We start from the raw sequence: 12,264 nt of genomic DNA, 5'->3' as shown, positions 1-12,264 counted from the left end.
GCCCACGCCGTCGAGCTGGCCGACGGCGACGCGCCCCGCAGCGGCGACGCGCAGCTCGACCGTGCCCGGCGGCGCGCGACACCGGAGCTGGTCGACGTCCTGTGCCGCTACCCGCGCGCGGCAGCCGGCCGCAGCCGCGTCGCCGCGCTGACCACCGCACTGGACGACGCGCTGCGCGACCGATGAGTGCGGAGCCGCGCGGCGGTCCCTCCTGCATGCCGATCGTTGCGGGCCACCTGCTCACCGACCCTGCCGGCCGAGACGCCCTCGTCCCCGAGGGGACGCGGGCGGTCGCGCTCGCGCGCTCGGCCCCGGGCTGCCCGGACTTCGCCCTGACCGCGAACACCCTGGACCCGGCGCGGGTGAACGTCGTCGAGCGCTGGGCCTCGGAGGAGGAGCTGCTCGCGTTCCGCGGCTCCGGACCGGACGGGAACACCGCGGCCCGGATCCTGGGCGCGGACGTGCGGCGCTACGCCATCTCCTCGGTCGGCTACGCCTGACGCTCACGCGCCGCGGGCGACCCCGGCGAGCGCGGCCTTCGCGAACGCCTCCGGCTGCTCGACGTGCACGAGGTGCCCGGCGCCGTCGACGGTCTCGGTGTGCAGCCCGGGGACGACGGCGGCGACGCGGCGGTGCAGGTCGGCGTACCACCCGATGCTCCGCCCGCCGAGCAGCCAGGTCACCGGGACCGGGATCCGGGCGAGCCGCGCGGTCGGGACGTGCTCCATCATCAGCCCGTAGGGGTGGACGCCCAGCTCGGCGAGGACGCTCGGCGCGTTCGCGTACAGCTCCCCCTTCGCCTCGGGCGGGAGCGGGTCGAAGCCGTTGCCGCCGTCGGCCCAGCGGGCCGCACAGCGGAGGAACGTCGCCGCGGCCTCCCGTCGGCGGCCGCGGACCTGGTCGGCCTTGGCCCGGGCGAGCGCCGCGAGCAGCGACGGCGAGGCCCCGCGCAGCCCGTGCCACGGCGCCTCGACGACCACCAGCGACCGGAACAGCTCGGGCCGCTCCACCGCGCAGGCGAGCGCGGTGTTGCCACCGGAGCTCCACCCGAGCACGTGCGCGGGCGCGCCGACGTGGTCGATCACGGCGGCCAGGTCGGCGACGTGCAGGCGGTAGTCGCGCACCGGCGGGTGGGCCGAGCGGCCGTAGCCGCGACGGTCGTAGGCGAGCACCCGGTGGCCGCCCGCGGCGAGGTCGTGCACCGTCCCGCCCCAGGACGACGCCTGCGCCCCTGTCCCGTGGACGAGCACGAGCGGCGTGCCGCTGCCGTACTCGTCGCAGGCCAGGGTCGTGCCGTGCACCGGGATCCGCATCGTCGCGCCCTCCGTAGTCCGTCCGTTGCGGACACACTGAGGATGATCTACGTGACATCAGGATCCTGTCGCCAACCGGTCCGGTTGCGGATCTCCGGCGTCCGGGTCAGGGCGCGCTCCCGTCGACGGTCGTCGCGAGCCGGCGCCCGTCGGCGCCCCGGGCGAAGAACAGCGCCAGGACGAGGAGGTCGTCGACGTTGGTGGCCGCGAACACGGCTGCCGCCTGGGCGACCACGGACGGCTCCCGGGGGGGGGGCGGCGACGAGAACGGTAGGAGTCCCCGGGACGCCCCGTCCGGTGCCGCGACCGGACCGCGGAAACCGGCGTACCGGGTCCGTGACCGTCGCTAGTCTGCGCCGATGGTGACCATCCGACCGGCCGCTCAGGACGACGTCGACGTCTCGGCCGAGCTCGCCCGGCAGGCGTACGGGCACTACACCGCCCGGATCGGCCGTCCGCCCGCGCCGGTCGGCGCGGACTACGCGGCCGCGATGCGCGAGGCGACGATGTGGGTCGCCGAGGACGACGGCCGGGTCGTCGGCCTCCTCGTCCTGCTCGACGGCGACGGCCGGCTCCTGCTCGACAACGTGGCGGTCGACCCGTCGGCGCAGGGGCGGGGCGTGGGCGCACGGCTGCTCGCCTTCGCCGAGGACGAGGCGCGGCGCCGCGGCCACGACCGGATCGAGCTCTACACCAACGAGGCGATGACGGAAAACCTCGGCTACTACTCGCACCAGGGCTACGTCGAGACCCGCCGCGCCGAGCAGGACGGCTACCGCAGGGTCTTCTTCACCAAACGCCTCGCTCCGGCCTGAGGCGTCCGGCCCTGGTCAGCGGACGCGGTGGTAGCGCAGGTGCACGGTCCCGCCGTCGAACACGCGTTGCTCGACCAGGCGCAGCCGCAGGTCCGCCCCGAGCGGCAGGTACCGCTTCCCGCCGCCGAGGACGACCGGCACCACCCGCGGGCGGAACTCGTCGATCAGGTCCAGCAGCGACGCGGCCAGCCCGGGCCCGCCCACGGCCAGCTCGCCGTCGGTCTCCTCCTTCAGCCGGGCCACCTCCTCCGGGGCGTCGGCGCGGCGGACGAGACGGCACCCGGGCGCGACGGAGGTCAGCGAGTCGGAGAACACCACCCGGGGGATCGCGGTGTAGAGCTGCGCGAACTCCGCCTCCACCGGGTGGCCGTCCGCCCGCTCGGGGGCGGTCCAGAAGTCCTCCATGATGTCGTAGAGGTTGCGCCCGAACAGGAACACCGATGTCGCCCGGGTCTGGTCGTTGGACAGGCGGTGCACCTCCTCGTCGGGGTCGCCGAAGGCGATGCTGCCGGTGGGGTCCTCGACGAAGCCGTCGAGGGACATGCTCATGGAGTAGCTGAGGAAACCCACGGGCGTCAGACCTTCCGGTTCCAGAACTGGTGGATGCGCCCACTCGGCGAGGCGACCGACTCGACCGTGAACCGGTCCTCGACTCCGTTCAGCCCCTCCCACGGGGACACCCCGCGCCCCAGCACGATCGGCAGGATCACCACGTGCATGACGTCGACCAGGTCGGCGTCGAGGAACTGCCGGATCGTCGAGGGTCCCCCACCGAGTCGCACGTCCAGGTCGCCCGCGGCCTTCTGCGCGACCGTCAGCACCTCCTGCGCCGACCCGTCGACGAAGTGGAAGCTCGTCCCGTTCGCGAACTCGATCGGCGGCCGCGGGTGGTGGGTCATGACGAACACCGGGGTGTGGAACGGGGGCTCGTCGTCCCACCAGCCCTGCCAGCCGTCGTCGGTCCAGGGGCCGGTCTGCGGGCCGAACTTGCGCCGCCCCATGATCTCGGCGCCGATGCCCTGGGCCCACGTGCTGGTCAGGGCGCGGTCCAGGGTGACGGGGGCGTCCACCCCGCCGATCCCGTGGATGAACCGCCCGTCGAACCCGGCGAAGAGCCGTCCGGCGTCGCCGATCGGGGCGTCGAGGGTCACGTGGTCGCCGGCGGCGTAGCCGTCGAGCGAGATGAACAGATTGTGCACCCGGGTGCGGGGCATGGGGCCTCCTCGGTGAACGCGCGGACCGCGTCGCGACGGTGGACCGCCGGGGGCGGCGGAACTCATCGGTCGACGCGGGTCCGGCTGCTGGCCGGCGTCGTCCGGGACCGGCTCGTCGTCGAGGCGGGGCGCGGTCCGGCACGGGCCGACGCCCGGATGACCGAGACGGAGAGCATCGTGGACACCGTCGTGGCCGGACCGGCCGGGCAGCACCGCGTCCTCGGACGAGCGGCTCACCCCGTTGACGCCGGACCGGTGGGGCCGGCCGGTCCCGGACCGTCGCGAGTGCAGGCATCGACGAGCCCGCGCAGAGCCCGTGACCCTGCCGGTTGCTCAGGAGCCGATCGCGACGATCCGGGTGACGACGAGCGTCACGAGCCGGTCCCCGGGGTGGATCGCGGCCGGTACGGCTCCGACGGTGGCGCGTACGGAGGTCACCGACGGCCCGGACGCTCGTCGAGGTGGACGGTGACGGCGTCCCCGGCCTGCTTGCCGATCGTCGTCCGCACCGCCGCGGTCACGGGCAGCTTGTGCGTCCCGTCGCCGAGCGCCATGAAAGAGCTCTGGAACGGATGGCCGTCGATCGTGCCCGGACCTTGACCGGGCCGCGGGTGGCGAAGAACTCGGCCGACCAGTCGGTGCGCAGGTAGACCCACCCGCCCGGCGCATCGCTCTTCTCGAGCGTGGCGGTGAACGTGTGGTCGAGGGCGTGGGAGGCGACGGGATCGCTCATCGGGTCTCCTTGTCGGGTGGCTGTCCGCGGGTCTGCCCGACCTGGACGACAGCACCACCGCCGCCCGGGATCGTGCGTGTGCCCCTGGCGACCGCAAGCACGGACAGCGTGTTGCGCTCCTCCGCGACATGGTGGGGCGGTTCACGGGTCGCGATGCTCGCCGTTGCTTCTCCTCGCACAGCAGAAGGCCGAGCAGCCGGTTCGCTCCGAGAGCCTGCGGCTCCGGATCCGCGGATCGTGCACCGTGATCGCGGCTGGACTTCGAACCCGGGCGGTACCGCCGCACCGGTCAGGACCGGCTACGACCGGACGACATCGTCTCGGTTCCGTCAGGCGTCAGCGCTGGCCAGAGGGGTAGTCGGGATGTGGAAGCGGGGTGCCCCCGGGTCGGACTCGAAGCGACACCGGGACCTTTCTAAGGGGGAGCCGGGGTGCCGACACCGCCACCACACCGACCTGGGCAGATAGCGATTCCGGTCGGCTGCGTCGCCGAACTTCACCACGTACTCGGCACGGGCATGTCGATGGCGCTAGGGCCGATGGTCGGCACGGACAAGTGCGGAGCGTCGCCTCGTGAAGACGATCCCGACGAGCACACACGACGAGGGCCGCGACGGCGATCACCGCACAGACGACGTCGAAGGGGCCGATCGTCGAGTAGCTGTGTCTCGTCACAACGGCCGAGACGACGACGATGAGCGGGCCGAGTCCCGCGTCCGCGTAGCGTCCGTGCGCTGCACCGACGGGGGTGTCTCCCCCACCCGCCCGGCCTCCTGGTGATCTCCTCGCGGCGCGGGTTCCCCCCTGCCAGGCTCGGCGCGCCGTGAGGAGATCACCCAGTTCTGCCGCACTCCCTTGATCTCCGAGCGGTGTCGGGTCCGGGCGGAGCCCGGGGGCCTTGTCGTACAAGCCCTCGAAGGTGTCTGACCAGCGCCGGGAGACTGACTCTCCAAGCTGCGTTATGGCACGGTCTATCAGGCCAGAGTGAGTCCGACGGTTCGCGAGCAGCGAGGAGGCACTGATCTTCGTGGAGACACAAGAACTGCACTCGGTCCTTCAGGCGCAAGCGGAGCGGCTCCTCAGCGAGCCGGGGGCTGACCAGGACACAGACCAGCAGTACACCCGGATCTGCGATGACCTGGTGCGAGCGGTACCCCACGCCAAATGGGCTGCGCTGACCACTCAGGACCGGTCGGGGTTGCACTGCCTCGCAGCCACCGACAAGCGCATCCCGGAGTTGGCCCGGGTCATGGTGGACTGCGGACACGGGCCGTGCATCGATGCCATCGCGGCCGGTTCCCTGAGTGAGGTCGTCATCGACGACTTCACGGAGGCCGGCGATCGGTGGCCGGTCTTCGCCCCAGCCGCCGCCAGTGCGGGGATGCGCAGCGTCCTGTGCCACGCCATGGCCCCTGAGGAACATCCGATCGGTGCGATGACGGTGTGGTCGGACGAGGTCGGGGCGTTCAGCGACGACCGCTCGCGCACCATCATGGCCGCGTTCGTCACACAAGCCGCGGTAGCGGTGTACGGCGCGCAGCGCGCCGAGCACCTCGTGAAGGCTTTGACGAGCCGCGACGTCATCGGGCGGGCCAAGGGAATCCTGATCGAGCGGTTTCGCTTGACCGATGACAGCGCTTTCCGACTGCTGGTGCGGTCCTCCCAGGACGTCAACATGAAGCTCTGCGACGTGGCCGAGGTTCTCTGTCGTGAGGCGGAAGCACGGGCGATGACGGTGCCGCAGGCGCGATCGGGATCTGGCTCCGACTTGGCACGGTAGCGGGGCCGGCGCTGCCGGCCCCGCGCCGCCGCCAGGCGGCGCCGTGACGAGTGTCGTCTCCTGACCCGGAACCCGGTCACGGCGATCGCATGGACGATCCCGCGCACGGTGAAGTCGGTGGACAAGCGGGTCGTCGTCAACGCTGCGCAGGCCCGGGCGCTGCTCTCGGCTGCCGGAACCCAGAGGCCCAGTGGTCCCGGGCTCGTCGCCTTCCCCGGCCTGCTCTACTACGCCGCGCTGCGGCCGGGTGAGGCCGTGACGTTGCGGGCGGCTGACCTCCGGTTGCCCGACGATGGCTGGGGCGAGCTGCTGCTGACCGGCTCCACCCCGGAGGCCGGCGCTTCCTGGACCGACAACGCCGGCGCCGCGAGGAGCGGGAGCTGAAGCACCGGGCCCGTCTCCCCCACCGCTCACCGTCCTGCTGCGGGCGCACCTCGCCGAGCACGGCACGACGCCGGACGGCCGGCTGTTCCGCGGTGTCCGCGGTGGTGATCTCCCGGAGGGCACCTACTGCCGGGTATGGCGGAAAGCTCGCGCGAGCGCTCTCACCGAGTCGGAGGCCGCTTCGCCGCTCGCCCGACGCCCCTACGACCTCCGCCACGCCGCGGTCTCGACATGGTTCAACGCGGGGGTGCCCTCGACCCAGGTCGCCGAGTGGGCCGGACACAGCGTCGCCGTCCTGCACCAGATCTACGCGAAGTGCATCGTCGGCCAGGAGGACGCCGCCCGGCAGAGGATCGCCGATGCCCTTGGGGCTACCCCGTGAGCGACGAAACTTCGGTACGTATTCGGTACAGCCACCCGCCGAGCACCGGTCAGGGCCGGGCACGACCGGACAACATCATCTCGGCTTCGTCGGGTGTAATTGCTGGTCAGAGGGGTATTCTCGACGTGGAGCGGGGTGCCCCCGGTCGGACTCGAACCGACACCGGGACCCTTTTAAGGGGCCTGCCTCTGCCGTTGGGCTACGGGGGCGCCGCGACAGCGTAGCCAGGGCGGGAAGGACTCATGCCGAGCACCGAGAAGGTCGACCTCCGGGGCGCCGCGGCGACCCTGCTGATGACCCTCTACATGCGACGCCTGGACGCCCGGTCCCGCCGCCCGATCCTGGGCGACCCGTGGGCGGAGCCCGTCTGGGACCGCATCGAGCACGATGTCCACGGCCTCTGGCAGTTCACCGGCGACGTCTCGACCATCGTGTGCCGCGCCGCGATCCTCGACGGCTGGACACGGGAGTTCCTCTCCACCGAGCCCGCCGGGCAGGTCCTGCACCTGGGCTGCGGGCTGGACAGCAGGCCGTTGCGGGTCGGGGTGCCGTCGACGTGCCGCTGGGTCGACGTCGACCAGACCGAGGTGATGGAGGTCCGACGCCGGCTCTACGACCTCCCCGACAGCATCGAGCAGGTCCCCGGCTCCGTCACCGACGACGACTGGTGGTCCGCCGTCGACCTGACGCTGCCGACACTCGTCGTCGCCGAGGGGCTCTTCATGTACGTCCCGGCCGATGCCGTGCACGCCACCGTCGACCGGGTCGTGTCCGGAACACCCGCGGCGACGCTGGCGTTCGACGCCGTCGCTCCGTGGACGGTGCGTGCCTCGCGCTGGACGCCGACGTTCCGCGCCGTCGGTACCGAGTTCCGGTGGTCGTGGAATCCCGCGGAGTTCGCGCACCGGCACCCGTCGCTGACCGAGCGCGACGACATCTCGATCTACGACGAGGTGTCCCTGCGTGAGCCGCGGGTGTGGCTGCGCCCGCTGTTGTCGGCGGCCGGGCACGTCCCCGCCATGCAGGACGCGATGCGCCTGCACCGCTTCACCACCGGCTGAGCCGCGGGACCGGGACGTCGCCGAGATGCAGCTCAGCGGGCGACTACCCGTACCGGAACCCCGCTGAGCTGCATCTCGGCGACGTCTGCGGCGCGGGGGACGCGAGGCGACCGGACAGGCGGGGGCGTCGCGGCGGAGGGTGTTGCGTGGAGGTGAGCAGAGCACAGCCACGCCGGAAGAGCCCCCCGAGCAGCGGCGAGGATGTTCATCGTCGGATCGGCGACAATCCCGCGGCGCGCGCGGTATCCGCCAGGACCTGCTCGACCATGGCCGGGGTCAGCCGTCCGGTGAAGGTGTTCTGCTGGCTCACGTGGTAGCAGCCGAACAGCTCCAGCGGCTCCCGGTCGGGCCGGGCCGGGGCCAGCGTCACCGACGCCCCGTGCCCGAACTTCGGGGCCGGCCGCGGGACCGTCCACCCCGCTCCGGCGAGCACCGGCAGCAGCGCCTGCCACCCGAAGCCGCCGAGCACCATGATCGAGCGGACCGTCGGCGCGAGCAGGTCGAGCTCCTGCTCCAGCCAGTTCCGGCAGGCGTCGCGCTCGGCCGGGGTCGGCTTGTTCGCCGGCGGCGCGCAGTGCACGGGCGCGGTGATCCGGACCCCGTGGAGCGCCAGGCCGTCGCCGATGTGCGAGGCGGTCGGCTGCGAGGCCAGTCCGACGGCGTACAGCGCGGCGTAGAGCACGTCGCCGCTGCGGTCGCCGGTGAACATGCGCCCGGTCCGGTTGGCGCCGTGCGCGGCGGGAGCCAGCCCGACGATCAGCATCCTCGCGTCGGGTGGACCGAAACCGGGCACCGGGCGTCCCCAGTAGGTCTCGTCGCGGAACGCGGCCCGCTTCTCCCGGGCCACCTGCTCGCGCCACTCCACCAGCCGCGGACAGGCCCGGCACTCGGAGATCCGCTGGTCCAGGACCGCCAGGTTCATGCGATCGATCGCGCGATCCCGTCGAGGATGTCGTGCTCGGAGACGACGACCCGGTCGATCCCGGCGCGCGCATGCAGCTCGTCGGCCAGGGCCTGCACGACCAGCGCCCCGGCACCGATGACGTCGACGCGGCCCGGGTGCAGCGAACCGTGCTTCTCCCGCTCCGACCGCGACGACCGGATCAGCAGGTCCGCGACCCGGTGCAGGTCCTCGCGGGTCAGCGTCGAGCCGTGCACCTGCTCGCGGTCGTAGGCGGGCAGCTCCTGGGCGATCCCGGACAGCGAGGTGATCGTCCCGGCCACCCCGACCCAGGTCGTCGCGGTCTCGACCGGCACCGATGCGAACGCCTCGGCCAGCACCTCGGCGGCGACCGCACGCGCGGAGTCGATCTCGGCGTCCGACGGCGGGTCCGAGGGCAGGCAGCGCTCGGTCAGCCGCACCGACCCCATGTCGACCGACTTCGCCGCGGTCACCACGGCGGCCCCGTCGCGCAGCTCCCCCACGACGACCTCGGTGGACCCGCCGCCGACGTCGGTCACCACGAACGGGCCGTCGTCGGGGTCGAGGTCGCCGACGGCGCCGACGAACGACAGCCGCGCCTCCTCGTCGCCGGAGATGATCTCCGCCTCGACGCCCAGGGTGTCGCGGACCATCGCGAAGAAGTCCTCGCGGTTCGACGCGTCCCGGGTCGCCGACGTCGCGACCATCCGGATCCGCTCGGCTCCCTTACGGCGGGCGGCGACGGCGTAGTCGACCAGCGCCACCCGGGTCCGCTCCAGCGCCTCCGGGTCGAGCCGGCCGGTCGCGTCGACGCCCTTGCCCAGCCGCACGATCCGCATCTCGCGGTGCAGGTCACGCAGCTCCTTCTGCCCGTCGAACGCCTCGGTGACGTCGGCGACCAGCAGCCGGATCGAATTGGTTCCGCAGTCGATGGCGGCGACCCGCGACATCGGCACTCCCTGCTCTCGGCGACCGTCGGGCCTCACCGTAGTCGGGATCGGCCGGTGGAGCCGCCCGTCCGGGTTACCCTCCGGTAATGGCGACGACGCACACCCCGGCCCCGGTGTCCGACCTCGGCACCCACGAGGTCCTCAACCAGGTCCCGCCGCGCTCGGACGGCGACCTGCTCTCCGCGGACCCGGCCGTCGTCGAGGCGCTCGCGCGGGAGGGCGGGGACGCGGCGGCGCTGGAGTCGGTGGCCGCGGCCGTCGGGACCGCGGAGCACCGCGAGCACGCCCGCTCCGCGAACGCCTGCGAGCCGGAGCTGCGCACGCACGACCGCACAGGGCACCGCGTCGACGAGGTCACGTTCCACCCGTCCTGGCACGAGCTGATGCGCACCAGCGTCGGACACGGCCTCGCCGCCGCTCCGTGGGCGGAGGAGCCCGGGACCGGCGCGCACGTCACCCGCGCGGCGGGCTTCTACCTCACCTCGCAGGTCGAGCAGGGTCACCTGTGCCCGATCTCGATGACCTACGCGTCGGTACCCGCACTGCGGCACGCGCCCGAGCTCGCCGCCGCCTACGAGCCCGGCCTGACCGCCCGCCGCTATGTGCCCGGCCTCGCCGTCCCGGCCGGCAAGGACGGCCTCCTCGCGGGCATGTCGATGACCGAGAAGCAGGGCGGCTCCGACGTCCGCGCCGGCACCACCGTCGCCACCCCGCAGCCCGACGGCAGCTACCGCCTCACCGGCCACAAGTGGTTCACCAGCGCCCCGATGAACGACCTGTTCCTCACCCTCGCCCAGGCCCCCGGCGGGCTGACCTGCCTGGTCCTGCCCCGGGTGCTGCCCGACGGCACGCGCAACGCGATCCGGCTGCAGCGGCTCAAGGACAAGCTCGGCAACCGGTCCAACGCGTCGTCGGAGATCGAGTACGCGGGCGCGGTCGGCTGGCGGGTCGGCGACGAGGGCCGCGGCGTCCGGACGATCATCGAGATGGTCTCGATGACCCGGCTGGACTGTGTGCTGGGCTCCGCGGCGACTGCGCGGGCCGCGGTCACCGAGGCCGCGCACCACGCCGCGCACCGGTCCGCGTTCGGGGCCCGACTCGCCGACCAGCCACTGATGCGGGAGGTCCTCGCCGAGCTCGCCGCCGAGACCGAGGCCGCGACCGTCCTGGCGCTGCGGCTGGCCGGCGCCGTCGACCGGGGTGAGACGGCGCTGCTGCGCCTGGCCCTGCCGGTGTCGAAGTACCTGGTGTGCAAGCGGACCTCGACCGTCGTCGCCGAGGCGCTGGAGTGCCTGGGCGGCAACGGCTACGTCGAGGAGTCCGACCTGCCCCGGCTCTACCGGGAGGCGCCGCTGAACTCGATCTGGGAGGGCTCGGGCAACGTCACCGCGCTCGACGCGCTGCGCGCCATCGCCCGCGAGCCGCACGCCGTCGACGCACTTCTCGGCGAGATCGACCTCGCCGCGGGAGCCGACCCGCGGCTGGACGCGACGGTCACCGCGCTGCGCGCCGAGCTGACCGCGCCGGAGGAGCGCCGGGCCCGCCGTCTCGCGGAGCTGGCCGCGCTGGCGCTGCAGGGGTCGCTGCTGGTGCGTCACGCCCCGACGGCCGTCGCGGACGTCTTCCTCGCGACCCGGCTCGACGCCGACGGGCCGCTGCGCACGGCCGGGACGCGGCCGGGCAAGGACACCGTCGGGGTGCTGCTGGAGCGGGCGACGCCGGGGATCTAGAGGCAGGGCGGCCCGGACCGCCACCACTCGCCGATCTCCTCGAGTGCCTCGTCGCCGAACGGGTTCACCCCGGACCCGGCGGCGAGGGCGTGCGCGACGTGCACGTGCAGGCACTTGACCCGGTCCGGCATCCCCCCGGCCGTGACGTCGGGGTGCGTGGCGAGCGGCTCGATGGCGTCGCGCTCGGCGAGATAGGTCTCGTGGGCGCGGCGGTAGGCGCCGGCCAACTCGTCGTCGACGGCCAGCCGCTCCTCCATCTCCCGCATCCGGCCCTCGGCCTCGAGGGTTCCGATCCGCGACGCCAGCCGGGCGCAGGTCAGGTAGTACAGCGTCGGGAACGGGGTGCCGTCGGGCAGCCGCGGCGCGGTCTGCACGACCGCCGGGTGCCCGGACGGGCAACGGTAGGCGACCGCGAGGACCCCGCGCGGGGCGCGACCGAGCTGTTCGGCGACGGCGTCGAGGTCGGCCTGGGCGACCGGGCCCGGCTCCAGACCGGGCGGACGGGAACGAGTGCTGCTCACACCGTCATCGTCGCGGGTCGCCCGTGACGTCGTTCCACAGGGTGTGGAACCAGGGCACGCCGGGCTCGGCCTGGCCGTCCTCGACGACCGGCGCCGGCGGGGCCGGGAACTGCACGACGTAGGGGGTCTCCCCCGGCTGGACCATCCCGAGCCGGGACCGGGCCTGCGCCTCGACCTCGGCCGGATCCGAGAGCCGGGCGCGGTCGGAGGACAGCCGCGCGACGTCGGCCTCCAGCGCCTGCTGCCGGTCGGAGACGTCGGCCAGCTCCTGGCGCTGGGCGACGAAGTTGTGCAGCGGCACCGCGACGGTCAGTGCGAGCGCGCAGACCACGATGGCCAGGATCGCGGCCCGCTTCGTCGACGACAGGCCCAGCAGCCCGGTGGTGCGGGCGACGACCTCGCCGGCGCGGGACCGGGCGCGGGTCAGACGGGGCCGGGCGCCCTGCGGTCCGGCCGGCC

Annotated in this window: 15 protein-coding genes, 1 tRNA gene and 2 pseudogenes; 8 read left to right on the top strand and 10 right to left on the bottom strand. The window is 73.4% G+C overall.

The window, feature by feature from the left end; translation table 11 throughout:
- Positions 1-186, top strand: a pseudogene (locus tag NH602_RS20810) (exonuclease SbcC); the annotation flags it as partial.
- Positions 187-215: 29 nt separating this feature from the next.
- Entirely contained in the window at positions 216-500 is a 285-nt protein-coding gene (locus tag NH602_RS20805) for a putative quinol monooxygenase (RefSeq protein WP_253068687.1), read from the top strand.
- A 3-nt stretch (positions 501-503) separates the two neighbouring features.
- Here the strand turns inward: NH602_RS20805 and NH602_RS20800 are convergent, their stop codons facing one another.
- Together NH602_RS20800 and NH602_RS31485 are read right to left on the bottom strand one after the other, a co-directional pair.
- The gene (locus NH602_RS20800; RefSeq protein WP_253068686.1) at positions 504-1,313 is read right to left on the bottom strand and encodes an alpha/beta fold hydrolase; all 810 of its coding nucleotides are present in this window, start codon (positions 1,311-1,313) and stop codon (positions 504-506) included.
- 106 nt (positions 1,314-1,419) lie between these two features.
- Positions 1,420-1,548, bottom strand: coding sequence for a hypothetical protein (locus NH602_RS31485; protein WP_256495322.1), 129 nt, complete (start codon positions 1,546-1,548; stop codon positions 1,420-1,422).
- Positions 1,549-1,672: 124 nt separating this feature from the next.
- On the opposite strand from NH602_RS31485, the gene NH602_RS20795 reads away from it, so the two are divergent.
- On the top strand, positions 1,673-2,128 hold the full coding sequence (locus tag NH602_RS20795) for a GNAT family N-acetyltransferase (protein WP_253068685.1): 456 nt from the start codon (positions 1,673-1,675) through the stop codon (positions 2,126-2,128).
- 15 nt (positions 2,129-2,143) lie between these two features.
- Here the strand turns inward: NH602_RS20795 and NH602_RS20790 are convergent, their stop codons facing one another.
- From NH602_RS20790 to NH602_RS20780, 3 genes and pseudogenes are all read right to left on the bottom strand, one after another.
- Positions 2,144-2,698 carry a dihydrofolate reductase family protein gene (locus tag NH602_RS20790; protein WP_253068684.1) on the bottom strand — a complete coding sequence of 185 codons (555 nt, stop codon included), beginning with the start codon at positions 2,696-2,698 and terminating at the stop codon, positions 2,144-2,146.
- A gap of 5 nt (positions 2,699-2,703) precedes the next feature.
- Positions 2,704-3,342 carry a dihydrofolate reductase family protein gene (locus NH602_RS20785; protein ID WP_179761050.1) on the bottom strand — a complete coding sequence of 213 codons (639 nt, stop codon included), beginning with the start codon at positions 3,340-3,342 and terminating at the stop codon, positions 2,704-2,706.
- A 434-nt stretch (positions 3,343-3,776) separates the two neighbouring features.
- Positions 3,777-4,075, bottom strand: a pseudogene (locus NH602_RS20780) (DUF1905 domain-containing protein).
- A gap of 1,027 nt (positions 4,076-5,102) precedes the next feature.
- Here NH602_RS20780 and NH602_RS32000 point away from each other — a divergent pair.
- The 3 genes from NH602_RS32000 to NH602_RS31475 all read left to right on the top strand — a co-directional run bounded on the left by NH602_RS32000 (position 5,103) and on the right by NH602_RS31475 (position 6,621).
- Entirely contained in the window at positions 5,103-5,855 is a 753-nt protein-coding gene (locus NH602_RS32000; RefSeq protein ID WP_073577658.1) for an ANTAR domain-containing protein, read from the top strand.
- Positions 5,856-5,963: 108 nt separating this feature from the next.
- A complete protein-coding gene (locus tag NH602_RS20770) occupies positions 5,964-6,239 on the top strand; it encodes a hypothetical protein (RefSeq protein ID WP_253068683.1) in 276 nt (91 codons plus the stop codon).
- Positions 6,240-6,486: 247 nt separating this feature from the next.
- Positions 6,487-6,621, top strand: coding sequence for a hypothetical protein (locus NH602_RS31475; protein WP_256495319.1), 135 nt, complete (start codon positions 6,487-6,489; stop codon positions 6,619-6,621).
- Positions 6,622-6,757: 136 nt separating this feature from the next.
- On the opposite strand, the gene NH602_RS20765 is transcribed toward NH602_RS31475, so the two are convergent.
- A tRNA-Leu gene (locus NH602_RS20765) sits at positions 6,758-6,830 on the bottom strand.
- 33 nt (positions 6,831-6,863) lie between these two features.
- Between NH602_RS20765 and NH602_RS20760 the strand changes: the two genes are divergently transcribed.
- A complete protein-coding gene (locus NH602_RS20760) occupies positions 6,864-7,682 on the top strand; it encodes a class I SAM-dependent methyltransferase (protein WP_253068682.1) in 819 nt (272 codons plus the stop codon).
- 205 nt (positions 7,683-7,887) lie between these two features.
- On the opposite strand, the gene NH602_RS20755 is transcribed toward NH602_RS20760, so the two are convergent.
- Positions 7,888-8,604 (bottom strand): uracil-DNA glycosylase, encoded by a 717-nt coding sequence (locus NH602_RS20755; RefSeq protein ID WP_253068681.1) that lies wholly within the window; start codon positions 8,602-8,604, stop codon positions 7,888-7,890.
- The gene (locus tag NH602_RS20750) at positions 8,601-9,554 is read right to left on the bottom strand and encodes a Ppx/GppA phosphatase family protein (protein WP_100880838.1); all 954 of its coding nucleotides are present in this window, start codon (positions 9,552-9,554) and stop codon (positions 8,601-8,603) included. Before NH602_RS20750 ends, NH602_RS20755 begins: the two co-directional genes overlap by 4 nt.
- Before the next feature lie 86 nt (positions 9,555-9,640).
- On the opposite strand from NH602_RS20750, the gene NH602_RS20745 reads away from it, so the two are divergent.
- Positions 9,641-11,284, top strand: a complete 1,644-nt coding sequence (locus NH602_RS20745; RefSeq protein ID WP_253068680.1) for an acyl-CoA dehydrogenase family protein — start codon at positions 9,641-9,643, stop codon at positions 11,282-11,284.
- Here NH602_RS20745 and NH602_RS20740 read toward each other — a convergent pair.
- Both NH602_RS20740 and NH602_RS20735 read right to left on the bottom strand, forming a co-directional pair.
- Positions 11,281-11,805, bottom strand: coding sequence for a DUF501 domain-containing protein (locus NH602_RS20740; protein WP_374210232.1), 525 nt, complete (start codon positions 11,803-11,805; stop codon positions 11,281-11,283). The genes NH602_RS20745 and NH602_RS20740 overlap by 4 nt on opposite strands.
- Before the next feature lie 4 nt (positions 11,806-11,809).
- On the bottom strand, positions 11,810-12,264 hold a 455-nt coding region (locus NH602_RS20735), incomplete at its 5' end, for a septum formation initiator family protein (RefSeq protein WP_253068679.1).

This window comes from Pseudonocardia sp. McavD-2-B, assembly GCF_024124365.1.
Taxonomy (GTDB): domain Bacteria; phylum Actinomycetota; class Actinomycetes; order Mycobacteriales; family Pseudonocardiaceae; genus Pseudonocardia; species Pseudonocardia alni.
The sequence above is the reverse complement of the archived record's forward strand: the minus strand, read 5'-3'. Positions and strand labels throughout refer to the sequence as shown.